The following is a 26,668-nucleotide window of genomic DNA, read 5'->3' as shown; positions in this document are numbered from 1 at the left end:
CGGAAGGTCGGCTACACGGTCACGTCGGTCTGGAGCAGGTCCCGGGCGGTCTCCGGGTCGGTCCGGCCGTAGGCCGCCTGGGCCCGCACGAACCGTTCCACCTGGATGTCGAAATCGTCATCGGCGGGAGGTGCGTCGACCGGAGCGCTGTGGGCCACCGCACCGGAGGCCATGGCAACCAGCGCGCTCTTGATCCAGTAGGCGTCGGCGACGGCGCGGGCCTCGTCCTCGGTGTGGCCCTGACCGTCGGCGAGTGCCTTGGCCCGCGTGTACAGACCCGGCGACGCGTAGTGGCTCAAGGTGCGCTGCACGTCGCTGATCTCCGTGATGTAGCGCTCCAGGAGCAGGTAGGGCGGCGGGGAGAGCTTCATGAGGTCCCGGGCCCGGTTCAGACGCGCGGCGAAGCGGTGGCCGGGCAGCAGGTTACTGGGGGCGCGGAGAACGACCGAGGGGACGGCCAGGGCCAGTTCGCGCCACAGGGGGTAGAGCGCGGTCAGCGTCCGCTTCGCCCTCCTGCGGTCGATGACGGACTGGGTGGCCGGCGCGATCGCGCCCAGGACCCACAGCAGGAACACCAGGTACAGCACGGTGTCCGTCACGTTCTCCTGCAGGTCGACGAAGCTCATGGAGACCGTGTGGACCGTGATGAACGCGCAGTAGGCGGTGCGCAGGAAGGCGTACAGCACGGCCAGGGCCATCGCGAAGGCCATCATCGTCAGGCCGATCCTGAGCGTCCAGCGCTGCGCCCGGCGGGCGGAACTGCCCCACTGGTAGGCGCAGACCGCGGCTGCCGCGGCCGTGTAGAGGTAGAACAGGCCCATGTAGAGCGCCAGTCCCACCTCGCCGGCATGGCGGGCCATGAAGTACGGGCTCTCGGTGCGCGTGCGGTCCAGGACGATGAAGAACACCGCGGCCATGACCAGCATGGTTGCTATGGAAGCTCTGGTGGCGATGCGGTGCACGGCCGCGGTGATGCGGACGCGTCGCAGGACGGCGCCTTCGGACGCGGCTACGTCGCCGTCGACCGCCGTGACGTATCGGAGCAGCACGCAGATACCGGCGATCGTGATGACGTGCTTGAGCAGGGTCGCGAGGTCGACGACACCGAGACGGTCGATGACGGCCCTGCCCAGGCCGGTGCGCAGCAGCCACGCGACGGCGAGCGCCGCGAACGCGCCCCACAGCGACCGTTCCCGGGACTGCCCGCGCAGTGCGGCCGGTACCCGCCACACCGCCTGGAAGAGCAGCAGAGCGATGATTACGTAAGCGATGACGTCAGTCATGAGGCAGCACCTTCTTGCGGCGCGGGCCCGCGATGGGCCGCGACAGGCTTTCGTCGAGATTTCGCAGGGTCACGTCACCGGTGATCCGGGCGTGCCGGGTCTCGTGATGCAGCAGATCGGCCAGCGTTTCGGCCCGGGCCTCGGCGTGCGTGGCATAGCCGCTGCGGGCCATGACCTGACCGGTGGACAGCAGCCTGTCGATCATTTCCGGGGGCATGCCGGGGAAGAGCAGCGTGAGCTGTTCCCGCTCCGCGCCGGAGCCGTCCTCGCACCACAGATGGCACAGCTCATGGAAGATGATCTTTTTTCGGTGGAACTTCGTCGTCCCCTGCACGTGCAGAATCAGGTCCAGCGGACGCTGACGGTGCTTCACCCACAGGCCGCAGGCTCCGGTCTGGCCCGGCACATCGGCGGGCAACTCGACCAGGCGGATCTCACGGCCGCGCTCCGCCTCGATGTTCTTGATGAACCCGGCCACGGTGAAGGGGTCCGGCACCGGCATCTCCCGCAGGATGCGACGGCACTCCCGGCGCAGCGCGCCCGGCGCCATGGGATCGCGGCGATGCCACCGCATGGCTGCTCCTCCTCGCATGTGCCGTGGGCAGGAGTGGTCGGATCCTGTCGGCGGGCACGCTCAGGTCGCAGCGGCCGTTCGGTTCGCCTGTTCGAGCAGTAACGGTACGCCACCCCACGGACACCCCACGCACCGGCCGCCCTTGCGGCGGCTCGGGGATGCGACCCGTCGCGTTCAGATCTTCGGGAAGGCCGGTGCGATCCCCAGCGCGGCGGCGATCGCCCGCCAGACGGCGTCCAGCGCGCTGTCGGAGGTGACCTTCGGATCGCTGAGCATGAGGCGGATGCCGTAGCCGTCGCACAGGGCGAGGATGTGGGTGCTGAGCGCGGCGACGTCGGTGTCGGTGAATTCGCCCGCCTGGATTCCCCGGTTCAACGCGCCGGAGACCCACTCCTGGAGCTGGTCGTACAGGTCGACGGCGAACCGCTGCGTCTCCTCGTCGCGCAGCGCCCGCACCCACAGTTCCTGCCACAGGCGCCAGTCCTGGCGCAGCTCGGGGTCCATGGGGAGCAGACTCCGTACGATGCGGGCCAGGATGACCGACGGTGCCACCGAGTCCGCGTCACGCTCGAGGTCCACGGTGGTGTTGGCGAACGAATGGGTCATCGCCTCGGTGAAGAGCTTGTCGCGGGTCTTGTAGTGGTAGTGCAACAGCGCGGTCGACACACCCGCCCGTTCCGCCACCATCCACATCCGGATCTTTTCGAACCCGGTCTCGGCGATCACTTCGCAGGCGGCGGACAGAATCCGCTCGCGGGTCTCCGTCGTGCGCCCGTTCGTGGCCACGGTTGTGCTCCCCAGTTGTCGTCGGCGCGGTGACCCGACCATCCTCTCCCATGATCCGGACCACCGGGACCGGGGGCGCGCCTCACGGCCGCGGTGCGGCGGCCCCGATGCCCGGGAACCGGGCCAGGTCAGACGTAGGTGTGGAACCCGCGTCCCGTCTTGCGCCCGAGCAGGCCCGCCTCGACCATCCGGGACAGCAGCGGCGGCGGTGAGTACAGGGGCTCCTTGAACTCCGCGTACATCGATTCGGCGATGGCGCGGGTGGTGTCCAGGCCGATCAGGTCGGTCAGTGCGAGCGGGCCGAGCGGGTGGGCGCAGCCCAGGACCATCCCCCGGTCGATGTCCTCGATCGAGGCGGTACCGGACTCGACCATGCGCACGGCGGCCAGCAGGTAGGGAACGAGGAGCGCGTTGACCACGAAGCCCGCCCGGTCCTGGGCACGCACGATCTCCTTGCCGAGGGTGTCGCGGGCGAACGCCTCCGCCCGCTGGATCGTCGTTGCGGAGGTGAGGAGCGAGGGCACGAGCTCCACCAGTCGCAGCACGGGGACCGGATTGAAGAAGTGCACGCCGATCACCTGCCCCGGCCGGGAGGTGGCAGCAGCCAGCCGGATCACCGGGATGGAGGAGGTGTTGGTGGCCAGGATCGCGTCCGGCCGGGTGACCACGGCGTCGAGCCGGGTGAACACCGCGACCTTCGTCCGCTCGTCCTCGGCGACCGCCTCGACGACCAGGTCCCGGTCGTGCAGGACGTCGAGATCCGCGACGACGGTGATACGTGCCAGTGCCGCGTCGCGGTCCGCGGCGTCGAGCTTGCCGTGGGCCGTGGCGCGCTCCAGGGACCGCGCGATCCGGTCCCGGCCGGCCCGGGCCGCCGCCGCGCCCGTCTCCGCGACCACCACATCGATTCCGGCTCGCGCGCAGACCTCGGCGATGCCGGAGCCCATGAGTCCGCACCCTACGATGCCCACCCGTGCGATGTCGGCCATCGGTTCTCCTTCATGGTGTGTCGGGGTGTGGTGTGCCGAGGGGCCGGGAGCGGTCCCGTACGGGACCGCTCCCGGGCGTTGCGCGGCGTTACGCCGAACCGGGTCGGCTCCCGGCGGACGTCACCGCGTCGCGGGAAGGTCCAGGACTCCGGTGCCGCGCTTGATGAGCTCGTTGGCGATGATGAGCCGCTGGATCTCGGAGGTGCCCTCCCAGATCCGGTCCACCCGCACCTCGCGGTACATGCGCTCCACCGGGTACGAGCGGTCGTAACCACGGCCGCCGAAGATCTGCAGGCACCGGTCGATCACCCGGCCCGACGCCTCGCTCGCCGACAGCTTGGCGGTAGCCGCCTTGGCGTGCAGGATCTTGCGGTCGGTGTGCGGCTGGTCGGCCTCCCACGCGACCTGGTGGGTGTAGGCGCGGTTGACCGCGATGTCCACGGCGCAGTCGGCCAGCATCCCCTGGATCAGCTGGAAATCGGCGATACGGGACCCGAACTGCTCACGGCCCAGCGCCCATTCCCTGGCCAGCTCCAGCCCGCGCTCGGCGGCGCCGATGGTGCGGGCGGCGATCATCAGCCGCTCCTCGGTGAACCAGGAGCGGGTGATGTCGTAGCCCTCGCCGATGCCACCGAGGATGGCGTCGTCGTCCAGCTGGACATCGGTGAAGGTGAACTCGGGGTGCTCGTACACGAAGGTGTGCATGAAGCGGGGCACCCGGGTCATCTCGATGCCGGGCGTGTCCTTGTCGACGAGGAAGAGGGTGGGCGCGCGGTCGGGCCCCGCCGCCGCCAGCACGATCATGAAGTCGGCGTGGTCCCCGACGGTGACGAACCACTTCTCACCGTTGAGCACCCAACCGGACGCGGTCCTGGTGGCCGTGGTGGCCAGATTCTGCGGATCGGACCCGGCGTTGGGCTCGGTGACCGCGTAGCAATCCCGGCGCTGCCCCTTGATGACCGGGATGAGGTACCGCTCGCGCTGCTCCGGTGTGCAGAAGCGCAGCGCGTTGGCCGGGCGCCAGACCATGTCCCACAGCGCTCCGGTGAGCCGGCCCAGCTCCTCCTGGACGGTGGCCTGCTCGGCGATGGTGAGTCCGGCACCGCCCCACTCGATGGGCATGTTGATCGCCTGGAGGCCGGAGTCGAGAACGGCGTCGCGCACGGCGGCATGAGCCTCGGGTGAAAGGCCGTTGTCCGTCTCGCAGTCGGTCTCGTACTGCGTGATGAACTCCGTGAGGGAGCGCGCGGCGGTCTTGAGCTGTATCTGACGTTCGGTGAGCCGGAAGTCCATGGGGTTCCTCGCGAGGGTGATGAGCCGGGGTGATGAGCCGGGATGATGACCCGGTGGTGTGCGGTGGACGGTGACGGCGGGGTCAGGGCGTGGGAACGGCCAGGAATCCGGTGCCGCGCTTGATGAGTTCGTTGGCGATGATGAGCCGCTGGATCTCGGAGGTGCCCTCCCAGATGCGGTCCACCCGGACCTCGCGGTACATGCGCTCCACCGGGTACGAGCGGTCGTAACCACGGCCGCCGAAGATCTGCAGGCACCGGTCGATGACCCGGCCCGCGGCCTCGCTCGCCGAGAGTTTGGCGGTGGCCGCCTTGGCGTGCAGGATCTTGCGGTCGGTGTGCGGCTGGTCGGCCTCCCACGCGACCTGGTGGGTGTAGGCGCGGTTGACCGCGATGTCCACGGCGCAGTCGGCCAGCATCCCCTGGATCAGCTGGAAGTCGGCGATGCGGGACCCGAACTGCTCGCGGCCCAGCGCCCATTCCCTGGCCAGCTCCAGAGCGCGCTGTGCGGCGCCGACCGTCCGGGCCGCGATCATCAGCCGCTCGTCGGTGAACCACTCCTTGGTGAGCTCATAGCCCCCGCCGACGCCGCCGAGCACGTCCTCGTCGCCGACGTGGACATCGGTGAACGTGAACTCGGGGTGCCCGTTCACCGCGCTGTGCATGAACTGCGGGACCCGCGTCATCGTCACTCCCGCCGCGGCCTTGTCGACGAAGAACAACGTCGGCGCGCGCTCGGGTCCGGCGTCCGCCTGGACCAGCAGGAAGTCGGCGATGTCGCCGCAGGTGACGAACCACTTCTCGCCGTTGAGCAGCCAGCCGCCCTCGGTACGGGTGGCGGTGCTGGTCCCCGAGGACGGGTCGGATCCGGCACCGGGCTCGGTCACCGCGAAGGCGTCGAACCGCTCCGCGCGGATGACCGGCAGCAGGTACTTCTCCCGCTGGCGCTCGTCACCGTGGGCCAGGACGTTCGCGGGGCGCCAGGGGATGTCCCACAGGCAGTTGGTCACCTTGCCGAACTCCTCCTCGACGATGACCTGGTCGAGCAGGCTCAGCCCGGCTCCGCCCCACTCGGCGGGCATGTTGATGGCGTAGACCCCGGCGTCCATGGCCGCGCGGGTCAACTCGACGATCGTCTCCTTCGGCAGCGGGCCGCCGGCCTTCTCCGACTGATCCTCGTAGCCCATCAGGAGCCGGGCGTATGCGGCGGCGCGCTCTTTGAGGTCGGCCTGTTCGGTGGTGTAGCGCATATCCATGAGGGCCTCTTCGGGGGCTCGAGGGATGGCTTGGGCGGGGCTGCGGATCAGGCGGACCCGAGGTGTCCGGCTGGGTCCGGCTGATTCCTGTGAGGTGGTCCGGGGGTCCGCTACGGGTGCGCCGGGCCACGGGCCACGGACTGCGGGCGCCCGTCAGGCGAGTACGGCTCGTGAGTCCAGGGCGAGCACGCCGTCGGGGCGTACCAGCAGCGGATTGATCTCCAGTTCGGCGATCTCGGGGTGGGCGGCCGCGAAAGCCGTGATCCGTTCGATGGCCTCGGCCGCGGCGGACACGTCCACAGCGGGCCTGCCGCGTACGCCGTCGAGCAGGGAGGCCGTGCGGAGACTTCGCAGGAGCGTCCGGGCACGCTCGGCGGAGACGGGGGCGAGGGCGAACGCGACGTCCCGCAGCGCTTCGGCGAGGACGCCGCCGAGGCCCACCATGGCGACCGGCCCGAATCGGGGATCGTGGTTGACGCCGACGATGAGTTCGATCCCGTCCGAGAGATCAGCCATGGCCTCCACCGAGTACGCGGGTGCACCGAGCCGGGTGTGCATGTCGCCGAAGGCGGCGAGCAGGGCGTCACGATCGGACAGGTTCAGTGCCACGCCGCCGGAATCCGATTTGTGCAGCAGGTGCAGGGCCTTGAGGACGTAGGGGCCGGTGATCTCGTCGGCGGCGGCGAGCAACTCCTCCTCGTCACGCATCTCGCGCACCGCCGGGAAGGGAATTCCTGCGGCCTCCAGCGCGCGGCGGGTCGCCAGGTAGCCGGTCTCGCGCAGTGGCTCGGCGGCCGGTGGCAGCGGGAGGATGCCCGACGACGCGGGGTGCGGCGGCGCGGTGAGGGCGGCCAGCGCACGGGCGGCGTCCTCGGTCGCGCCGAAGACGGCGATTCCCGCCGATGCCAGGGTCCGGCAGCTGGACGACCGGGGGTACATCGACTGCACGACCAGCGGTGTGGCGACCGTGCGCTGATGGGCGACGATCGCCCGCGCCGCCGCCGTCTCACCGGCCGCCAGTGCCGTCCCGCCTGCGCCGAGACCGTTGGCGCCGGCCGCGTAGCCGCCGAAGTACCCGGTCATCAGTACGGCGTCGGTCTCCTCGGCGTCCAGCAGCGCGGCCACCGCGGCGGCGTACGACGCGGGGTTCTGCTCGCCCATACCGGCCAGGTCGACCGGGTTCACGACCGATGACTGCTCCCACAGCGCGGCCCGCAGGCTCTCCTGGGTGGCCGGGCCGAGTTCGGGCACCGTCAGCCCGGACGCTTCCACGGCGTCGGCGGCGATGACTCCGTGGCCGCCGCCGTCGGTGACGATCGCTACCCGGTGGCACCGGGATCGCCGGCCGCTGTTCAGGGCGGCCAGGACGACGGTCAGTTCGCGCGGTGTGGCGACCAGTTCGATGCCGGCGTCACGGCAGGCCGCGGTGACGACATCCGCGGATGTCGTCAGTGCTCCGGTGTGCGACTGGGCGCTGCGGGCCGAGGCGTCGCCGCGGCCACCGGTCATCAGGACGACCGGTTTCCCGGCCGCGGCGGCCGCTTCGGCGAAGGCGCGGCCGTCCGCGAAGTCCTCCGCGTAGACCGCGATCGCCCGGGTGCCTTCGTGCAGGGCGCAGTCGGCGAGGAGGTCGACGAGGGTGACGTCGGCCTGGTTGCCCAGTGACACGAACCTGGAGAAGCCCAGATCGTGCGCCCCGAAACGGAGCTGGAGCTCCAGGGCGAGGTTGCCGCTCTGGCTCAGCAGCGCCACACCGCCGGGGGTGAAGTGGTCGGAGGCGAGATGGAGGTCCGTGGTGTTGTCCGCGATGCCGAGGCAGTTGGGTCCGACCATGACCGCACCGGCCGCGCGCACCTGTTCGGCGATGGCCCGCTGACGCTCGCGTCCGGCTGGTCCGGTCTCGGCGAAGCCCGCGGTGATGGCCACGATCGAGCGGGCGCCGCAGGCCAGCGCCTCGTCCACGGCCGCTTCGAAGCCCGCGGCCGGGACCGAGATCACCACCAGGTCGACGGGTTCGCCGATCGCGGTGAGGCTGGTGGCCGCGGTCCGGCCCAGGACCGTTCCACCGCGGCGATTGACCAGGTGGACGGGGCGGCGGTGCGGGGCGCGCACTGCTTGGGCCGCTATGGCGTGGCCGTACTTGGCCGGGTCGTCACTGGCTCCGACAATGGCCACCGACATGGGGTCGAACAGGGCCGACAGGTCACGTCCCATGGTCACTTCACCAGTCGCAGCGCGGCGTTGGGGCAGGAGGTGACCGCTTCGGCGGCCTCTTCGGCGGCAGCTCCGGGGACGGCTGCGGCGATCAGGTGCGCGTAGCCCCACTCGTCGATCCCGACCAGTTCCGGGGCCCGTTCGTGGCACAGGCCGTAGCCCTGGCAGAGCGTGGAGTCCAGCTGGAGTTTCATGGGTGCTCCTCAAGAAATCGGGACGGTCCGGGTGGGGTCGGGCGGTTTCGGGCGGCGTTGAGGCGGCGGGGTCCGCTCAGGGGACGGCGACCGTCAAGCGGTTCCCGCCGTCGGGCGGAGCGGCGGCACAGTCCGGGCAGGGCACCCCCAGATGCGCCCGGACCAGGTCCGGGAAGTGGCGCAGCAGGGTTCCGGCGGTGCGTGCTGCGGCGTCGAGCAGGCCGCACGCGCCGCGGCCGGGCAGGCCGGCGGACCAACGCAGCAGGTTCTCGGTGTCCTGGGCGGACGCCTTTCCGAGCGCGAGTGCGGCCAGGGCGCCGGCGAGCGCCTGCGTACCGGAGACGCAGACGCCGCACTGGCGCGTGCTCTGCGCGGCGAGGAAACCGGCGGCGTCCGCCGCCGCTCCAACCGGGCAGTCCTCCGGGAACAGGAACCGGATCGCCCCGCAGCCGAGCGCCGTGCCCGCTGCCGCGAGTTCGTCGTGGTCCAGCCGCAGGTCCTGCCAGCCGTCGCCGTACAGCCCGCCGAACAGGCCGCCCATGAGCACCGCCGTGGCCCCGTCGGAGGTGTGGGTGTCGGCCAGTGACCGCAAGCTGGTGCCTCTCGGCACCTCGACCAGTACGGGTTCGGTCCGGCCGCCGGAGAGGGTCACCAGGTAGGAGTCGGCCGCGGCAGCGGTGCCCGGTCCGGCGGCCAGCAGAGCGAGCCGGGCCAGGGTCTCCACGTTGGCCACCAGCGTCGGCGCACCACCGACGCCTCGTTCGAACGGGCGCGGGGGCTTGGCGGTGGGCAGTGCGGGGCCGCCGTCGATGCGGCGCACCACGGCGGTCTCCTCACCCGCGACGTAGGTGTGCTCGGTCAGGACGACCTCGACGGGGGTGTCCGGCGGCCGCTCGGCCAGGGCCCGTCGGATGCTGTCGGCCGAAGCGGCGTCGGAGAGGTAGACGTAGCCGCGCTCGGCTCCGGTCACGGATGCGGCGTGGCGGAGTCCGTCGAGGACGAGGTGGGGGCGTGAGCGCAGCAGCCAGCGGTCCTTCGCCGAGCCGGGCTCGCCTTCTTCGCCGTTGGCCACCACGACCGCCTGGCCTGGCGCGTCACGGACCGCCCGGAGTTTGTCGGCGGTGGGGAATCCCGCCCCGCCCCGTCCGCGCAGGCCGCGGGAGGCGACGCGGTCGAGCAGCCGCCGGGGGTCGGGCGCGGGCGGGTAGCCGCCGGTCGCCAGGTAGGCGCTGAGGTCCTCTCCCCCGGGCGGTTGTGCGGTGAGCAGGCGGCGCCGGCCCGGGGGCATCAGGGAACGGATCTCGGTCATGCGGCGCCTTCGTTCCGGGTGCGGTTCCTGAGGCGCCGCAACGCCTCTTCGAGTGCCTGCCGCTGTGCGGCGGTGCGTTCGTACCCGGGCCCGGGCAGGCCGATGAGCATCCGGTGGTGGTCGAGGACGACGTCGCCGGCGGTCAGCGCGGCCTCCGGGTCGCCGTGGGCCGGCGTGTCGGCGGCGTCGACCACCAGGGCGGTGACCTCGCCGAGGTAGCGGAGCCAGCTGTGCCGGGTGCCGTGCAGGATCAGCTCCTGTACCCGCAGCCGTTCGGCTTCGGCCAGGCCGGACGGTGTGCCGGTGGGTGTGCGGGAGCCGTGTGGACGGGAGCCGTGTGTGCCGGACCCGTGGGTGCGGAAGCGCAGGGCTGCCACCACGGTAGGCAGTTCCCGCTCGGGCTCGGGGGTGAGGCCGAGCCAGACCAGATTCCGACGACAGCTCATGCGTGCCTCCGGGTACGAAGGGCCGGTCTCGGTGGGACCGAGGCGGGCGGATGGTTCGCGGTGGGTGGTTCGCGGTGGGTGGTTCGGGGTGGATGCGACAGGGTGCGTGCCGGTGGCGGCGGGCCCGGTGCGGGCTGCTGCTCGCCGAGACCCTGCGGCCTTGGATGGCTGTAGCCCTGAGTGGCTGTGGCCTTGGGTGGCTGTTGCCTGGGCCGGCTGTGGCCTGGGTTTGCTCCGGTCCGGGATGCCGGCATCTCCCGGGGCACCCGGCCGGTGTATTCGCGGGGGCACCGGCCGGATGCCGGTCCGGGGGCCGGTAACGGCCCCGTACACACCGGACGGTCGCAACGGGGCCGGTACGGGCTACGGGGTCGTCGGCGGTCCGACAGCGCAGAGACTAACTAACTAGTTAGCCAGTCCGCAATGCTTGACATCGCCGGGGAATGGATTCAATCTGACTGACCAGTTAGTCAGTGTGGTTACGGCCCGGCCGATCCCATGCCGGCAGTCACCCCTGCGCAGCCTCACCACCCATCGCCGCCGCTGCGGCGTGGAGGAGGATCCGATGCAGCCCCCGACCACCCAGGTGCCCGTCGCCGACGGCGCTCCGCGCACCGCCGAGAACTCACCCGGGGAAGCGCTCCCCGCGCGTTATTACACCGACCCGGCCATCGCCACGGCCGAGACCGAACTCGTCTTCGCCAAGTCCTGGCAGCTGGTCTGCCACGAGACCGACCTTCCCGGGCCGGGCGCCCGCCTGGCCGCCACGGTGGCCGGCCGGAGCGTACTGGTGGTCCGCACCGAGGACGGCGGCCTGGCCGCACACCTCAATGTCTGCCGGCACCGCGGCACCCAGCTGGTCGGCTCACCGGAACCGTCCGGGAAGGCCATCCGCTGCCCGTACCACGGCTGGACCTACCGGCTGGACGGATCCCTGGTCGGCGCCCCCGAGGCCCGGCAGATCCCGTGCCTGGACAAGCCGCGCCTGGGCCTGCATTCTGTCCGCGTCGAGTCCTTCCTCGGCTTCGTGTTCGCCAACCTCGACCCCGGCGCGGTGCCGCTCGCGGAACAGTGCGCCGGCCTGGCCGAGGCCATCGGGCACTACGCCGGCCCGGATCTCGTACCGGTGGGCCGCGGCCGCATCCACGACGTCGCCGGAGCCGAGGTGCAGAAAGCCAACTGGAAGGTGGTCGTCGACAACTATCTGGAGGGCTACCACGTGCCCGTCGCCCATCCGGGACTGATGCGACTGCTCGACTATCAGGGGTACACCGTCGACATCACGGAGTCGTACGCATTGTTCGAGTCCCCACTCCGCGACAAGCCCTCATCGAACTGGGCCGAGCGCCTCTACCAGCGGGTCGCCGCCCCCATGCCCGGCCTGGCCGAGGCGGACCGGCGGGTATGGCGCTACGCGGTGATCTATCCGAACACCCTGATCGACCTCTACCCCGATCACGTGATCGCCTGGACCGCCCTGCCCACCGCGCACGACCGGACGGCGCTGCCGGGAGCCTTCTACACCCGGCGCGGCACGAGTGCCCGCACCCGGCTCGCCAGGCGGCTGAACATCCACATCGGCTGGATCACCAACGACGAGGACGCCGAACTGGTCGCCCGCGTCCAGGCAGGACTCAGCACACCGGGATACGAACCCGGGCCGCTGTCGCGCCGCGAGGCCGCCGTCGGCTGGTTCGCCCGCCGGTTCCGCGACGACATCGAGGGGACCCGGCCGTGAGCGGGGCCCCGGCCCGGCGCCGGAAGTCAGCTCCCCTCGACGGCGCGCCTCCGTCCCGCGCCGCGTTACCGGGCACCCGCTGACATCGCCGGGCCCCCGGCGCTGCACGCACTTCCCCAGACCGGCTTTCCTTACCGCGGAGACAGGGCCTCCGTGACCCTCATGCCGGTCCAGCCCTGGAGCTGTGCCGTTCCACTACGGAGAGGACGATCCGTGTCCCCCGAGGTACCTCCACCATCACGACGCTCCCTGCTCCGCGCGGCCGCCTTCGGCGCCCTCGGCGCCGCAGGTGCCGCCGCACTGGGCGGCTGCGGGTTCGCACCCGCGAAGATCTCCGACGACCAGGCCGGTGCCCCGATCGATGTGCGCGTCGACGGCGACCTCGTCTACTTCAACTGGGCCGACTACGTGGACCCGGCCGTCTTCGACGGGTTCCGCAAGGAGTACGGCGTCAAGATCATCCAGTCGAACTTCGACTCGATGGAAGGCATGGTCGCCAAACTCAACGCCGGCAACCACTACGACGTCATCTTCCCCACGGCCAAGTGGGCCCAACGGCTGGCCAGAGGCGGCAAACTGCGCCGGATCGACCACGCCAAACTCGCCCACAGCGAGTCCGTCCTCGGCAGGCACGCCTACTTCGCCGACCCCTGGTACGACCCGGGATCCGCGCACACGGTGCCGTTCACCGTCTACAAGACCGGCATCGGCTGGCGACGCGACCAGATCGGGGACCTCACCGGTTCCTGGGACGACCTGTGGAACAGGAAAGCCAAGGGCAGGACGTTCCTGCTCGACGACCGTGACGAGGTCCTCGGCATGGCGGCCCTCAAACTCGGCCTCGGCATCACCACCGGCGACACCGGCGACCTGGACCGCATCACGTCGCTGCTCAAGACACTGCGCCCCAGCCTGCGCGGCTTCTCCAGCGACAGCTACAACAACCTGCTCAACGGCAACGCGGCGATATCGCAGGCCTGGAGCGGGGACATGGCCGCGATGCTCAACCAGGCCAAGGACCCCACCGTGTTCGGCTTCCAGGCCCCGAGGGAGGGCACGCCGATCAACTCCGACTGCTACGCCATCCCCTCCAACGCCCGCCACCCCGGTACCGCGATGCTCTTCATCGACTACATGCTCCGACCGGAGAACGTGAAGAAGAACATCGAGTACATCGGCTACCCCATGCCGGTGGCCGGCACCGAGGACGTCTACGCCGCGCTCGTCAAACCCTTCCCCGAGTGCATCGTCACCGACGACGACCTCAAGGCGGACCTGTTCTTCCGGAACGGCACCCGCGCACAGGAAGACGCGCGGGACACCGCCTGGACCCATGTGAAGGCCGGCTGAGATGCTGCGACTCAAGCGCGCACGGCGCCCGCTTCCCGGCCCCTCCGCCTCCGGCGCCCGGCTGTGGACCTGGCTCATGGTCCCCGGCACCCTGTGGATGACCGGCTTCCTGATCGCCTCCCTGCTCCTGGTGGCCACTCTCGCCGTGGGCACCACCGATGACCTCGGCAACCCCCGGTTCGGTTTCGACCTCAGCAGCATCCGGGCCCTGGCCGACCCCGCCTACGCGGACGTCATGCTGCGCTCCCTCGGCTACGCCCTGCTGACCTGCGTCATCTGTCTGCTGGTGGCCTACCCGGTCGCGTACACGATCGCCCTGCACGGCAAACGGTTCAAGAACGCGCTCATCTCGGCGATCGTCGTGCCGTTCTTCGCCAACTACCTGGTGCGCATGTACGGCTGGTCGGTGGTGCTCTCCGACGACGGGCCCGTCCTGACCACCCTGCGCAAGCTCGGTCTGGCCGACTCCGGGACGAAAATCCTCAACACCGGCTTCGGCGTCGTGGCCGGACTGGTCTACGGATTCATCGTTTTCATGATCATTCCGCTGTACGCGGCACTGGAACGCATGGACGTCTCACTCATCGAGGCGGGCCGCGATCTGTACGGCGGCCCGGTCCGCACGTTCTTCCACGTCACGCTCCCGGCGACCCGCCAGGGCGCGGCGGCCGGCCTGGTCCTGGTCTTCCTTCCGGCCATGGGCGACTTCGTCAGCGCCCAACTCCTGGGAGGACCGGACCAGATCATGATCGGCAATCTCATCCAGGACAAGTTCTTCCAGGGCCAGAACTGGCCGCTGGGCTCGGCTCTCACCATGATGCTGATGCTGGTGCTGCTGATCGGCATGCTCGGCTACCTGCGGCGCACCCGCAAGGACGAGGCGGAGGCCCGCCAATGACCGTAGACAGTCCCTCCACCGCCACCCGGCCGTCCCCGGCCCTGCCTCCACCGGCCCGGCGCCCGCGCGCCCGGCGGCACGGCGCCGAGCGCAAACCCCGCTTCGCCATCGCGGTCACGGCGCTGTTCTTCGCGCTGCTCTACCTGCCCATCGTCGTCGTGGTGCTGTACTCGTTCAACTCCAAGAAATCGCTGACCGTCTTCGGCGGCTTCAGCCTGCGCTGGTACCGCGCCTTTCTCCACGACGACGTGCTGCTCGGCTCGCTCGGCGCCAGCCTGCAGATCTCGCTGGTGGCCATGGCCGGATCCATCGTGCTCGGTGGGGCGCTGGCCCTGGGGCTGGTCCGCTGCCGCAGCCGACTGGGCTCCTTGGCGGGCCTGGTCCTGCTGGTCCCGCTGATCACACCGGAGATCGTCACCGGGGTGGCGTCGATGCTGCTGTTCAAGGGGCTGGGCATCACCCTGTCCACCGGCACGGTGATGATCTCCGAGATCACCTTCTCCATCTCCTACGTGACCGTGATCCTGCGCTCACGCGTCGCCGCCCTCAACGGGGAGGTGGAGGAAGCCGCGATGGACCTGGGCGCCACCCGGTGGCAGGCGCTGCGGCTGGTGACCCTGCCGGCTCTGCTGCCCGCGGTCCTGGCCTGCGCGGTGCTCATCTTCGCGCTGGTCTTCGACGACTTCGTCCTCGCCTACTTCACCACCGGCGTCGATCCCCAGCCGGTGTCCGTGCGGATCTACTCGGCCATCCGCTTCGGGGTACAGCCCACCATCAACGCCCTGGGCACGCTGATGCTCGCCGGATCCATCGGGCTGATCGCGCTGGCCCTGGCCATACCCCGCCTGTTCGGCCGTCGCGGCGGCCTCGATCTCCTCTCAGGGAAGTGACAGCCATGGACACGACTCCCGCAGTCCGGCTCGACGGCGTCTCCAAGCAGTTCGCGGACTCCTACGCCGTCCGTGACGTCACCCTCGACATCGCGGCAGGCCAGTTCTTCTCCCTGCTCGGCCCCTCGGGCTGCGGCAAGACCACCTCCCTGCGCATGATCGGCGGATTCGCCGACCCCACCGAGGGCGCCGTGCTGCTCGCAGGGGAGGACGTGACCGCGCTGCCGCCGAACAAGCGCAACGTCAACACCGTCTTCCAGAGTTACGCGCTGTTCGACCATCTCAGCCTCACCGACAACATCGCCTTCGGCCTCAAGCGCAAGCGCGTGCCCAAGGCGGAGATCAAGCAACGGGTCGGCGACATGCTGGACCTGGTCCAGCTCGGCGGGCTCGCCAAACGCAAGCCCGCGACCCTGTCCGGAGGCCAGCGGCAGCGGGTGGCCCTGGCCCGGGCACTCGTCAACCGGCCGGCGGTACTGCTGCTCGACGAACCGCTGGCCGCTCTGGACCTGAAACTGCGCCGGCAGATGCAGGTGGAGCTCAAGCAGATCCAGCGCGAGGTGGGCATCACCTTCGTCTTCGTCACCCACGACCAGGACGAGGCGCTGACCATGTCCGACCGGGTGGCCGTGATGAACGCGGGCCACGTCGAACAGTGCGGCACACCCGAGGACGTCTACGAGCACCCCGCCAGCCGCTTCGTCGCCGCCTTCATGGGCACCTCCAACCTGATGACCGGGACCTATCGCGGCGGCGAGATCATGCTCGAACAGGGGCTTTCGCTACCGGTGGGCCGCCGCGACGGCGTTGCCGAGGGCAGTGCGGTGAGCGTGTCCATCCGGCCGGAGAAGATCTGGCTGTCCGACTTCGAGCCCGGCATGTCGGTGATGCGCGGAGCGATCAGGGAAACGGTGTACTCCGGTCCGACGACGACCTATCTGATCGAACTCGCGCCGGGGGTCACGCTGTCGGCGCTCGAACAGAACACCGCGCGGTCCCGTATGGAGGACCGGTGGAGCGGTGGCGAGAGCGTGGAACTCGGCTGGAAACCCGAGCACTGCCTCGTCCTGAGCTGAGCCCCCCGCTCCGGGCACCATCGCCCCACCCCCGGCGAACCGCCCCGCCACACGCACACCGCTCCGCCACTCCCGTGCACCCGGCCCCAGGTCCCCCTGGGCTCCGAGCCATGGGCTCCGCCGGGCCGGCGGAGCGGTGTGCCCCGGCGCGGTCGACGGCGCCGGACACCAAGACAAAGGACTGAACGAGATGAACCATGACGTCATCGTGCTCGGCGCCGGCCTGGCCGGACTCGCCGCGGCCCGGGACCTGGCGGCAGGCGGCGCCGACGTGCTGATCCTGGAAGCCCGGGACCGGGTGGGCGGAAGGGTCGAGCAGGCGGCGCTGCCGGACGGACGCCGGGTCCAGCTCGGCGGGGAGGTCGTGGGCCGCGCACACACCTCGTACCTGGGCCTGGCCGCGGATCTCGGCCTGGAGCTGGTGCCCAGTTACGTGGCGGAGCCGGGACTCATCACCCGATCCACGCCGGAGGCCGACTCCGCCGGCGACCCGCCCCACTGGTTCGGGCCCGGGGACCAGGCGCAGCACGAGCGGCTCACCGCCGAATTCGTGGCCATGGCCGCGACCGTCGACCCCGACGACCCGTGGTCCCATCAGGAGGCGGCCGTCCTGGACCGGCTCTCGGTGGGCGGCTGGCTGCGCTCGCGCCATGCCTCACCCGCGGTGGTAAGGCTGTGGGAGATCGGCCAGCTCAGCCTGGCCAGCGGATCCTACGAGCGGACCTCACTGCTCGCCGCGCTGCGCAAGAACGCGGCGGTGCCCAGCGCCGGGCACTACGACTACGAGGACTGGGAGGGCCTGCGGCTGGCCGCGGGATCGGCGACGATGGCCGAGGTGATGGGGCGCGAACTGCGCTCCCGCGTCCGCCTGGGGTCGCCGGTGGCGGCCGTGGACATCCGGCCCGGCCGATGCGCGGTCCGCCTCACCACCGGCGAGATCCTGACCGCGGGCGCGGTGGTCAGCGCCCTGCCGGTCGGTCCGCTGCGCTCGGTCGCCGTCACCGGTGTCAGTGACGAGCGGCTCGCCTCGCTGCACCGTCAGCGCAACGCCGTGGCGGCGAAGTTCGCGGCCGTGTACAGCGAGCCGTTCTGGCAGGCCGGCGGACGCAACGGCCTGTCCGAATGCGAGGGAACGCTCGGCTCCACCTGGCCGCAGGAGGACGGAATCCTGTCGGCTCTCGTCCCGCCCGAGCGGTACGGCGTCCTGCTCGGCACCCCCGCCCATCTGCGCACCCCGGAACTGCTCGGCGAGATCGCGGGACTGTTCGGGGACCGGGCCTTGCACCCCCAGTCCTGCTACCTGCGGCTGTGGGGCACCGATCCCTGGACCCAGGGGTACGTCACCCAGTGGACGCCGGGCGAGGTGATGGCGGTGGGCCCGCTGCACGGCACGCACGAGCCGCCGTTCTACGTGTGCGGCTCCGACCAGTGGGTCGCCGGATACATGGAAGGTGCGGTCCGTACCGGCCGCGCCACCGCACAGGAGGCGCTGACCCGTGGCTGACATCCCCGCGCTCACCAGCGTGACCAACCACATCGGCGGAGCCGACGTGCCGGCCGCGTCCGGAGCCACCACCCGGATCGTCGATCCCGCCACCGGGCAGGTCAACGCCCGCGCTCCGCTCTCGGACACCGTCGACGTCGATGCGGCGTGCACAGCGGCCCAGGCCGCCTTCGGGCACTGGTCGCTGACCACACCCGCCGAGCGCCAGCGGGCGCTGCTGCGGATCGCTGATGCCATGGAACGGCACGCGGAGGACTTCGAGGCCGCGGAGGTGGCCGACACCGGCAAGCCGCCGGAGCTGTTCCGTACGGACGAACTGCCCGCGATCATCGACACCGTACGGTTCTTCGCCGGCGCGGCGCGCGGCCTTCCCGGCAGCGCCGCCGCCGAGTACACACCGGGCCGCACATCGGTCCTGCGCCGGGAACCGGTCGGCGTGTGCGCGCAGATCACCCCGTGGAACTACCCGCTGATGATGGCGGTCTGGAAGCTCGCCCCGGCCCTGGCCGCGGGCAACACCACCGTCCTCAAGCCCGCCGACACCACACCGTCCTCCACCGCGCTGCTCGCGCGGATCGCGGCCGAGTTCCTGCCCCCTGGCGTACTCAACGTCGTCTGCGGCGACCGCGACACCGGGCGCGCGCTGGTCGGCCACCCGGCGATCCGGCTCATCGCCGTCACCGGCAGCGTACGGGCGGGCCAGGAGATCGCCGCGGCGGCCGCCGCGGACCTCAAGCGGGTCCATCTGGAACTCGGCGGCAACGCACCGGTCCTGGTGTACGACGACGCCGACATCGACGACGCCGTCAGCCAACTGGCCTCCCTCGCCTTCTACAACGCCGGCCAGGACTGCACGGCCGCCACCCGGATCCTGGTCCACCACCGGGTGTACGACGCGTTCCTGGCCGCCTTCGCCGAACAGGCCGGGCGACAGCTTCCCGGTGCCCCCGGGGACCCGGACGCCGCCTTCGGCCCGCTCAACAGCGCCGCGCAGCTCAGCTCCGTACGCGATCTGCTGAACCGGCTGCCGGACCACGCCCGGATCGTCGCGGGTGGTTCCGCCCTGTCCCGGCCCGGCTTCTTCCATCAGGCCACGGTCGTCGCGGGGGTACGCCAGGACGACGAGATCGTGCAGCGGGAAGTCTTCGGCCCGGTCGTCACAGTGCAGTCCTTCGCCGACGAGACCGAAGCGATACGACTCGCCAACGGCGTGCCGCAGGGCCTGGCGGCCAGCGTATGGACTGGTGACCACCAGCGGGCGATGCGCGCCACCCGGGCGCTGGACACCGGCATCGTGTGGATCAACACCCACGGCACGACGGTGTCCGAGATGCCGCACGGCGGCGTCAAGCACTCGGGGTACGGAAGCGACCTGTCCCTCGCCGGACTGCTCGACTACACCCGGGTCAAGCACGTGATGCTGTAAGGACCCGGCCCGGGCCGCCAGGTCACCGCCCCTCCGGCCCGGGGAGCGCGCGGGCCGCTGAGCCCTGACTCGCCTTCTGAGCGCCGGGTGAACGGGAAACGAACGTTCGTCGCTCAAGGGCGGGTATCCCGCGCGGATGTCGTTCCCGGGCCGTCATCGGCTCCTAAGCTCACGCATGGCCGGCGCCGAAAGCCGCCCTCCACCCACGCCAGGAAAAGGTCACTCCCCATGCAACTGCGAAGCGCCGTCGCCACTTCGCCCGTGGGGCTGCAGCCGGAATCGCAGAGAGCGCCGTCGGCCAGCGGGACCGCCGACCGGCTCGCGCGACTGGTGCGGGCGAGCTGGTTCTGGCCGGTCGCCGTCGCGGCCGGCTACGTCGGGCAGGTGGTCTTCCGGCTGGCACTCGTCACCGGCCAGAACTATCCGACGGTGGGCCCCGACGAGCACATGTACCTCGTTCTGGCGCGGCTCCTGGCGGGCGGCTCCGCGACCGAGATCCCCAGCGACATGGTGATCCCCGGCGGCTACCCGCTGTTGATCTCGCCGGCCCTGCGGATCACCCACGATCCCGTCCACGCGTACCACCTCGTCCTGGGGATCAACGCGCTGCTGAGCTGCCTGGTACTGCCGCTTGCCTACGTCGCGCTGCGAAAGCTGGACGTACCGAGTCCGGTGTCGTACGTGCTGGCGACCGTGGTGGTGATGCTGCCTCCGGTGGTCTTCTACTCGCAGTTCGCACTGGCCGACACACCGCTCCCGGCGCTGGTCCTGGCCTGGCTGATCGGTGTTCACGGGCTGCTCTCGGAGGGTCCGTTCCGCCGCAGGTGCGGCTCGGGGATCCTCGCCGGAAGCGCGGCCGGATTCAGCATGATGGTCCACGACCGTGGTGGTGTGGTCGTCGCGCTGACGTGCCTGGTGCTGCTGGTGGCCTTCGTGCGGAACTGGGCGCCGCGCCCGGCGACCGCCGCGGCGCTGTCGGCCCTCGCGCTCATGTACGCCACACAGCGGGAGTTGGACCGGTGGCTGCTGTCCCGCCTCGACGGCACCCACCCCAGCCAGGTGGGAAACGCCGTATGGCAGACGCTGCGCACCCCGGAGCTGTACCAGCGCACCGTCATGCGGTGGATCGGTCACACCTGGTACTTCGTCACCTCGACCTGGGGCATGGGCGCCCTGGGCCTGGTGGCCTGCTGCGCCTGCCTGGCCGGCACCAAGGCACCGCGCGCGGACCGCGTGGTCGCCTTCCTGACCGTGGCACTGCTGCTCGGTGTATCGCTGGCCGCCGCGGCCGCCCTGCCCACGGACCGCCGTATCGACACGATCGTCAACGCCCGCTATCTGTCACCCCTGGTTCCGGCACTGTTCCTGGCCGGCACCGTTGCTCTCCACCGGATCAAGGGCCGCAGAGCGCTCGTTCGGGCCACGGTGGCGGCGATCGCGCTGACCGTGGCGCTCACCGCGGCGCTGACCGTCCTCGCGGGAGATCGCTTCCACAAGCTGAACTTCATTCTGTGGGCCCTTCCGGACACCACGTTCCTGTCCAGTCGCTGGTCCGGCGACTGGGGTGTCTTCTCGGTGCCGCTGACCACCGCGACAGCCCTGGCGGTCTTCACCGCCACCGCCCTGCTGAGAGGGTTGCTGAGCACTCGGCGTCCCGCTGTGGCGATGATCGCGGTCGGCATGGCGCTGACGCTGTTCGCCGGATGGGCGACGGTGACGATCGCCCAGCAGGTCTCCCGGCCGACTGCCGCACACGGGTACCCGGACGCCACCGGCTTCATGGAACAGGCACGGATCCGGCCGGGCGACCGGCTGGTGATGGATCTGGGCCTGGGATGGCGCACCCGGTTCACGATGGCGTACATGGTTCTCGACGGCCGGGTCTGGACGCGCGACCTGACCGGCCCCGACACCCCGCCGGACGGCGCGAACGTCGCCGTGACGACCGTTCGCACGGCGTCCGCCCCCGCTACGGACAGCTGGCCGAAGGCTCCATCGGGCTGGCATGTCGCGGTGGTGATCCCTCAGCGCGACCTGGTCATCTGGCGCCGCGACGGCTGACCCTCCACTCGTCCGCTCCCCGATGGCCGTTCAGCTCCGGGGGTAACCGGGTAGTCAGCCGTCCATGAGACGTTTCGAGGGATACGGAGCACTGATCACGGGTGCGGGCCGCGGCATCGGCGCGGCCACCGCCCGCCGGCTGGCCGATGAGGGCGCACAGGTGCTGGTCACCGATCTGGAGGGGGACCGTGCCGAGAAGGTGGCGGCCGGGATCCGGGAGTCCGCAGGCGCGGCCGAGGCGCTGCCCTGCGACGTGGCCGACCGCGCCTCGGTCGAGGCGGCCGTCGCCTACGCGGTCCGGCGCTTCGGCACGCTGGACGTGCTGGTCAACAACGCCTGCGCCTGCCATCCGGATGCCCCGTTCTTCGAGGACGAGACGGACGAGGCCTGGCACCAGGACCTCGACATCACCCTCACCGGCGCCTATCGCTGCGCCCGCGCGGCCCTCCCCCACCTCGCGGCCGCCCCCGACCGCCGGGGCGCGATCGTCAGCATCGGATCGGTCAACGGCGAGCAGGATTTCGGCAACCACGCCTACAGCGCGGCCAAGGCGGGCCTGGCCAGCCTGACCCGCACCCTCGCCGGTCACGCGGCACCCCGTGGCGTCCGTGTGAACCTGGTCGTCCCCGGCACGGTCCACACCGAGGCCTGGGCGGGGCGCGAGTCCGCCTTGCAGGCCGTCGCCCCCCACTACCCGCTCGGCAGGGTCGGTCTGCCCGATGACATCGCGGCCGCTGTAGCGTTCCTGGCGTCCTCGGACGCCGCCTGGATCACGGGCGTGACGCTCCCGGTCGACGGGGGCATCCTCATCGGCCAAGTGGGCCTGCGCCGCGCGCTGAGCGGGGAATGACAGATCCGCGAGATGGACGTGGCCGGCCGAAATCCAGTTTCGTTGAACGGGTGTGGTGATGATTGACGTGATCGTGGTCGGTGCCGGGCCGACCGGTTTGATGCTGGCCTGCGAGTTGCGGCTGCACGGCGTGCATGTGGTCGTGCTGGAGAAGTTGACCGAGCCGACCAAGGAGTCCCGCGGACAGGGCCTGCACACGCGCAGCGTCGAGATCATGGACCAGCGCGGCCTTCTGGACCGGTTTCGCGCCGTCAGTGAGACGTTCCAGGCCGGTGGTCTCTTCGGCGGCATCATGAAGCCGTGGCCGCACGGGCTGGACACGGCACACCCGTACGGCCTGGCTACTCCGCAGCCGGTCAGCGAGCGGCTGCTCAGCGAGCGTGCCGTCGAACTCGGCACCGACATCCGACGCGGTTGCGAAGTGGTCGGGCTGAGCCAGGACGAGGACGGCGTGACCGTCGAGATGGCCGGTCGGGGCGCGCACCTTCGCTCGCGCTACGTCGTCGGGTGCGACGGCGGCCGCAGCGCGGTGCGCAAGCTGCTCGGCGTCGGTTTCCCCGGCGAGCCCGCCACGATCGAGACGCTGATCGGTCAAATGGAGGTGACCGAGGATCCGGCCACGATCGCCGCCGCCGTCGAGGAGGTCCGCAGGACCCAACTGCGATTCGGTGTCAGCGCCCCCGACGAGGACGGAGTGTGCCGCATTGTCGTGCCCGCCGACGGAGTGTCCGAGGACCGTGCGACCGGTCCGACCCTCGACGAGTTCCAGCAGCAGCTGCGGGCCATCGCCGGCACCGACTTCGGCGTGCACTCGCCGCGTTGGCTCTCCCGGTTCGGCAACGCCACCCGGCAGGCCGAGCGCTACCGGGTCGGCCGGGTGCTGCTGGCCGGCGACGCGGCGCACATCCACCCGCCGGCCGGCGGGCAGGGGATGAATCTCGGCGTGCAGGACGCGTTCAACCTGGGCTGGAAACTGGCTGCCGCGGCCAACGGCTGGGCTCCGGAGGATCTGTTGGACAGCTATCACACCGAACGGCACCCGGTGGGCGCCCGCGTGCTGAACAACACCCGCGCGGGGATCACGCTCCTGGGGACCGATCCGGGTACGACCGCGTTGCGGGAGCTGTTCGGGAAGCTGATGGACTTCGAGGAGGTGAACCGGTACGTGACCGGGCTCATCACCGCCGTCGACATCCGCTACGACTTCGGCGAGGGCCACGAACTGCTCGGCCGCCGGATGCGGGACGTCGAGCTGAAGCAGGGGCGCCTGTACGAGCTGATGCACGACGGCCGCGGGCTGCTGCTCGACCGGACCGGCCGGCTCTCGGTGGCGGGCTGGGCGGATCGGGTCGACCACGTGGTCGACGTCAGCGAGGAACTGGACGTGCCTGCGGTGCTGTTGCGACCCGATGGCCATGTGGCGTGGGTCGGAGACGATCAGCAGGCTCTGCTCGGTCCGCTGGCCGAATGGTTCGGCGCCGCCGCCGACTGAGTGACCGGTTGCGGCTCGATGGAAAGTGGGCCGGCCGCTCGACGAGCGGCCGCTGAACGCCGTCGGCCGGAGGCGCGTGGGGCATCCTCCGCCCGAAGTCCAGCGCGGCCCTGGCCAACACCCGGTGGGCGAAACGGTAGTGGTGCGCCCGTCACCCGATGCGCAGCGTCGCGGCGGCCTTGTAGGTGCGCAGGACCGGCGCGGTCTCGATCCGTGCGATCGCCCGTTGTCGGCGATGCCCTGGGCTCAGGACACGTCGATGTCGGTGGCGACGACCGTTCCGCCGGGCCCGGCCCGCCCGGCAAGCCCGGCGGCAACGGAGGGGCCACCGGCACCGATTCCTCATCGCCTTTTCGCTGGTGCCGGCGCGTGCCGCCTGGTCGTCAGCATGCCGACCGCACCACGGTCAGCGGTTGTCGCCGCCCTCGGCCACCCAGCGTCCCAAGGAGACCAGCGTGGTCTCCACGCTGTCCGCCATACGCGCGAGCAGCGTCTCGAGGTCTGCGCGATTGCTGCCCAGCACCGGGTCCAGGCCCAGCAATTGCCAGGTCTGCTCCGCCACGGTGCCGGTGCCGAGCGGACGGAACGTCCAGCACCACCGAACGAGCCCGTCCACGACGAAGGCGAACGTGTCGCCGGGCTCGGCCCGCACCACCTGCGAGCGGCTGGTCCACTCCCGATCGCCGCGCCGGTTGCGTCCCGTGAACCAGGCGCCGGCCTGTGGGCCGGCGCCGTCGTCATAGCGCACGTCGCTCACGTTCGGACTCCAGGCGCTGATCATCGACACGTCGCTCACCAGGTCGTAGACCTCCGGTGCGGTGGCCGCGATCCAGGCCTTCCTGCTGAAGTGGAAGTCCTCGGGGTTGAGGTGTTCGAGGGTGTTCTGGTTCGGGGTGGTCATGGAATCTCCCTTGGCGCTGGGGGCCCGGCGACTGCCGGACCCCCAGCTGTGACGGATCGTCAGCAGTGCGGCTGAATGCGCGCGGTGAGCAGGTTGGGGTCCTGCTGAGTGAGGTAAGCGGCCGAGGTCACGTACACGGTGTCACCGCGTACGGCGACGGCCGTGGGGTTCTGCAGGCCGTCCTGAGCACTGAGCACGATGGTGTGAGCACCGTCGGGCTCCACCAGGGCGACCTGGTCGGACTGGTCGAGGGCGGCGAGAATCCGGTCGCTGCGCCCGATGAAGGCGAAGTCGTCGATTCCGGGCAGCTGATCGGCCATGATCTCGGCAGGACCCGCCGTGCCGTTCTTCTTCAGCGGGAAGCGGAGCACGGTGCCCTTGTCCATGTTGGACGCCCAGACGGCGCCGTTGTGCACCTTCAGGCCGTTGGCGCCGAGGAAGCCGGTCGAGGCCAGCTCATTGCCGCTCGCCCAGACCGTCGCGTCACCACCGCTGGTCGGTACGCGCCAGATGACGCCACGGACCGAGTCGGTGACGTAGAGCCTGCGGTCGTCCAGAGCCAGCCCGTTGGGCAGGCCGTCGGCCGGCAACACGGCGATCCGCTCAGGGGTGCCGCCCGGGGTGAGCCGCCAGACACCGGTGAGATCGCTGGTGCCGGTGGCGTACAGGAAGTACAGCGTGCCGTGTGCGTCCCTGACCAGGCCGGTGACCAGCGGAAAGCCAAGAACCGGAGTGTGCACGCCGCCGTCGGCCGGTGCGGGCAGGGTTGCCAGCACGCGGACCGCGCCGTGGCGGGTGACCTGGGCTATCTGACGAGCGGCGGAGAACGACACGTCGACGCTGCCGTTCGGTTCCCAGGCGATGTTCTCCGGCATCTGGCCGCCGGCCAGATCGAAGTGCTGAGCGATCCGGGCGTGGGACAACGGCGCTGTGGCCGCTGTCGCCGAGCCGGGCCAGCCGACGGAGAGGGAGGCCACCGCGATGGCGGCGACCAGGATGTTCCTTGCGAACTTCTTCGACACGTTCTTCCCTGCGTCGTGGGTGGTGTTGCAGGTCTGCCCTGCACGAGGCCCCACTGTGGGTGCGGTCGGCAGTGGGTAACCAGCCCCGGCTCTGCCTATCCCTGGCTGGGGCAGGCTGCTTGTGGCGTAGGCGCCGCATACTCGGGGCCATGGACGCACACGGACAGCTCGGCACCTTCCTGCAGGCGCGTCGGGCCCAGCTGCAACCGCAGGACGTCGGCCTGCCGACCTACGGCGACCGCCGCCGGGTTCCGGGCCTGCGACGTGAGGAACTGGCGCTTCTGGCGGGCGTGAGCTCCTCCTACTACACGCGTCTGGAGCAAGGGGCCTCCTGCCACGCCTCCGTGGAGGTGCTGGACGCCATCGCCCGCGCGCTGCGCCTGGAGGAGACGGAGCGGCTTCACCTGCGTGACCTGGCCACTGCCTGCCGACACCGGCGCACGGTCCGCCGCCCTCCCGCCGAGCGGCTCGCCCCGGCCGTCCGCGACCTGGTGAGTGCCCTGGACGAAGTACCCGTCGTCGTCACCGGGCGCCGCAGTGACGTGCTGGCCTGGAACACGCTGGGACACGCACTGCTGGCCGGGCATGTGGACCCGACCGGCCCCGAGCGCCCGGCGGACCGTCCGAACATGGCGCGGCTGGTCTTCCTGGACGCTCACATCCGCGAGCTGTACGTCGACTGGCCGGCGAAGGCCCGAGCCGTGGTCGGCAATCTCCGGCTGGTGGCGGGACGGCATCCGCAGGACACCCGGCTCACCTCGCTCATCGGTGAGCTGACCACGCGGAGCACCGATTTCGCGGGCATGTGGGCCGACCACCGGGTGCGCGCCTGCGACACCGCCGAGTACGAGCTACGGCATCCGCTGGTCGGCACCCTGACGGTCAGACAGCAGACCCTGACCGGGGCATCCGAACCCGAGCAGTCCGTGGTCATGGTCACCACCGCCCCCGGCTCGGCCTCCCAGGCCGCCCTGAAGCTCCTCGCCCAGGCCACCGCGGCCCAAGCCAGGGAACTACCCTCACGGCGAAGCGCCCTCGCGAGCTACCGGCCGGATCCGGACGCCAACAGGTTGGACCCGTAGCCGATTCCGAACTCCCGAAACCAGGCCCACCACCT

General features: G+C 70.8%; 23 protein-coding genes and 1 pseudogene. 11 read left to right on the top strand and 13 right to left on the bottom strand.

Features of this window, described 5'->3' with window-relative positions; translation table 11 throughout:
- Positions 1 to 11 precede the first annotated feature (11 nt).
- The 10 genes from G3I60_RS02195 to G3I60_RS02150 all read right to left on the bottom strand — a co-directional run bounded on the left by G3I60_RS02195 (position 12) and on the right by G3I60_RS02150 (position 10,343).
- Positions 12 to 1,283 carry an MAB_1171c family putative transporter gene (locus G3I60_RS02195; RefSeq protein ID WP_164292453.1) on the bottom strand — a complete coding sequence of 424 codons (1,272 nt, stop codon included), beginning with the start codon at positions 1,281 to 1,283 and terminating at the stop codon, positions 12 to 14.
- Positions 1,276 to 1,857, bottom strand: coding sequence for a hypothetical protein (locus tag G3I60_RS02190; RefSeq protein ID WP_164292454.1), 582 nt, complete (start codon positions 1,855 to 1,857; stop codon positions 1,276 to 1,278). The genes G3I60_RS02195 and G3I60_RS02190 overlap by 8 nt, the downstream gene beginning before the upstream one ends.
- A gap of 174 nt (positions 1,858 to 2,031) precedes the next feature.
- Positions 2,032 to 2,643 carry a TetR/AcrR family transcriptional regulator gene (locus G3I60_RS02185; protein ID WP_343240770.1) on the bottom strand — a complete coding sequence of 204 codons (612 nt, stop codon included), beginning with the start codon at positions 2,641 to 2,643 and terminating at the stop codon, positions 2,032 to 2,034.
- A gap of 128 nt (positions 2,644 to 2,771) precedes the next feature.
- Positions 2,772 to 3,632, bottom strand: coding sequence for a 3-hydroxybutyryl-CoA dehydrogenase (locus G3I60_RS02180; protein WP_164292456.1), 861 nt, complete (start codon positions 3,630 to 3,632; stop codon positions 2,772 to 2,774).
- 120 nt (positions 3,633 to 3,752) lie between these two features.
- A complete protein-coding gene (locus G3I60_RS02175; protein ID WP_164292457.1) occupies positions 3,753 to 4,925 on the bottom strand; it encodes an acyl-CoA dehydrogenase family protein in 1,173 nt (390 codons plus the stop codon).
- A gap of 82 nt (positions 4,926 to 5,007) precedes the next feature.
- The gene (locus tag G3I60_RS02170; protein ID WP_164292458.1) at positions 5,008 to 6,180 is read right to left on the bottom strand and encodes an acyl-CoA dehydrogenase family protein; all 1,173 of its coding nucleotides are present in this window, start codon (positions 6,178 to 6,180) and stop codon (positions 5,008 to 5,010) included.
- Between the two features lie 153 nt (positions 6,181 to 6,333).
- The gene (locus G3I60_RS02165) at positions 6,334 to 8,394 is read right to left on the bottom strand and encodes an acetate--CoA ligase family protein (RefSeq protein ID WP_164292459.1); all 2,061 of its coding nucleotides are present in this window, start codon (positions 8,392 to 8,394) and stop codon (positions 6,334 to 6,336) included.
- A gap of 2 nt (positions 8,395 to 8,396) precedes the next feature.
- On the bottom strand, positions 8,397 to 8,588 hold the full coding sequence (locus G3I60_RS02160) for a ferredoxin (protein ID WP_164292460.1): 192 nt from the start codon (positions 8,586 to 8,588) through the stop codon (positions 8,397 to 8,399).
- A gap of 76 nt (positions 8,589 to 8,664) precedes the next feature.
- Entirely contained in the window at positions 8,665 to 9,897 is a 1,233-nt protein-coding gene (locus G3I60_RS02155) for an NADH-ubiquinone oxidoreductase-F iron-sulfur binding region domain-containing protein (protein ID WP_164606446.1), read from the bottom strand.
- Positions 9,894 to 10,343: a hypothetical protein gene (locus G3I60_RS02150; RefSeq protein WP_164292462.1), complete on the bottom strand. Its 450-nt coding sequence runs from the start codon at positions 10,341 to 10,343 to the stop codon at positions 9,894 to 9,896. The genes G3I60_RS02155 and G3I60_RS02150 overlap by 4 nt, the downstream gene beginning before the upstream one ends.
- Before the next feature lie 565 nt (positions 10,344 to 10,908).
- On the opposite strand from G3I60_RS02150, the gene G3I60_RS02145 reads away from it, so the two are divergent.
- From G3I60_RS02145 to rox, 10 genes are all read left to right on the top strand, one after another.
- Complete coding sequence (locus G3I60_RS02145; RefSeq protein ID WP_164292463.1) at positions 10,909 to 12,081, top strand: aromatic ring-hydroxylating dioxygenase subunit alpha; 1,173 nt, start codon at positions 10,909 to 10,911, stop codon at positions 12,079 to 12,081.
- Between the two features lie 213 nt (positions 12,082 to 12,294).
- Positions 12,295 to 13,431, top strand: a complete 1,137-nt coding sequence (locus G3I60_RS02140) for a spermidine/putrescine ABC transporter substrate-binding protein (protein ID WP_343240771.1) — start codon at positions 12,295 to 12,297, stop codon at positions 13,429 to 13,431.
- A gap of 1 nt (position 13,432) precedes the next feature.
- Positions 13,433 to 14,329, top strand: a complete 897-nt coding sequence (locus tag G3I60_RS02135) for an ABC transporter permease (RefSeq protein ID WP_164292464.1) — start codon at positions 13,433 to 13,435, stop codon at positions 14,327 to 14,329.
- Entirely contained in the window at positions 14,326 to 15,219 is an 894-nt protein-coding gene (locus G3I60_RS02130) for an ABC transporter permease (protein ID WP_164292465.1), read from the top strand. The genes G3I60_RS02135 and G3I60_RS02130 overlap by 4 nt, the downstream gene beginning before the upstream one ends.
- A 5-nt stretch (positions 15,220 to 15,224) precedes the next feature.
- Positions 15,225 to 16,295 (top strand): ABC transporter ATP-binding protein, encoded by a 1,071-nt coding sequence (locus G3I60_RS02125; protein WP_164292466.1) that lies wholly within the window; start codon positions 15,225 to 15,227, stop codon positions 16,293 to 16,295.
- Positions 16,296 to 16,485: 190 nt separating this feature from the next.
- On the top strand, positions 16,486 to 17,799 hold the full coding sequence (locus G3I60_RS02120) for an NAD(P)/FAD-dependent oxidoreductase (protein ID WP_164292467.1): 1,314 nt from the start codon (positions 16,486 to 16,488) through the stop codon (positions 17,797 to 17,799).
- A 1-nt stretch (position 17,800) separates the two neighbouring features.
- A complete protein-coding gene (locus G3I60_RS02115) occupies positions 17,801 to 19,225 on the top strand; it encodes an aminobutyraldehyde dehydrogenase (protein WP_164292862.1) in 1,425 nt (474 codons plus the stop codon).
- Between the two features lie 228 nt (positions 19,226 to 19,453).
- On the top strand, positions 19,454 to 21,286 hold the full coding sequence (locus tag G3I60_RS02110; RefSeq protein ID WP_164292468.1) for a phospholipid carrier-dependent glycosyltransferase: 1,833 nt from the start codon (positions 19,454 to 19,456) through the stop codon (positions 21,284 to 21,286).
- A 64-nt stretch (positions 21,287 to 21,350) separates the two neighbouring features.
- Entirely contained in the window at positions 21,351 to 22,136 is a 786-nt protein-coding gene (locus G3I60_RS02105; RefSeq protein WP_164292469.1) for an SDR family NAD(P)-dependent oxidoreductase, read from the top strand.
- 58 nt (positions 22,137 to 22,194) lie between these two features.
- Positions 22,195 to 23,628 carry a rifampin monooxygenase gene (gene rox / locus G3I60_RS02100; RefSeq protein ID WP_164292470.1) on the top strand — a complete coding sequence of 478 codons (1,434 nt, stop codon included), beginning with the start codon at positions 22,195 to 22,197 and terminating at the stop codon, positions 23,626 to 23,628.
- Between the two features lie 249 nt (positions 23,629 to 23,877).
- On the opposite strand, the pseudogene G3I60_RS45000 reads toward rox, so the two are convergent.
- From G3I60_RS45000 to G3I60_RS02085, 3 genes and pseudogenes are all read right to left on the bottom strand, one after another.
- A pseudogene (locus G3I60_RS45000) lies at positions 23,878 to 23,967 on the bottom strand (SAM-dependent methyltransferase); the annotation flags it as partial.
- Between the two features lie 67 nt (positions 23,968 to 24,034).
- Complete coding sequence (locus G3I60_RS02090) at positions 24,035 to 24,529, bottom strand: SRPBCC family protein (protein ID WP_164292471.1); 495 nt, start codon at positions 24,527 to 24,529, stop codon at positions 24,035 to 24,037.
- Between the two features lie 59 nt (positions 24,530 to 24,588).
- Positions 24,589 to 25,551 carry a hypothetical protein gene (locus G3I60_RS02085; RefSeq protein ID WP_164292472.1) on the bottom strand — a complete coding sequence of 321 codons (963 nt, stop codon included), beginning with the start codon at positions 25,549 to 25,551 and terminating at the stop codon, positions 24,589 to 24,591.
- A gap of 149 nt (positions 25,552 to 25,700) precedes the next feature.
- Here G3I60_RS02085 and G3I60_RS02080 point away from each other — a divergent pair, with 149 nt between their 5' ends.
- Positions 25,701 to 26,633: a helix-turn-helix domain-containing protein gene (locus G3I60_RS02080; protein ID WP_164292473.1), complete on the top strand. Its 933-nt coding sequence runs from the start codon at positions 25,701 to 25,703 to the stop codon at positions 26,631 to 26,633.
- Positions 26,634 to 26,668: the final 35 nt, after the last annotated feature.

The sequence above is a fragment of the Streptomyces sp. SID13666 genome (assembly GCF_010548325.1).
Lineage (GTDB): Bacteria > Actinomycetota > Actinomycetes > Streptomycetales > Streptomycetaceae > Actinacidiphila > Actinacidiphila fildesensis.
This window is presented reverse-complemented; position numbering and strand designations above follow the sequence as displayed.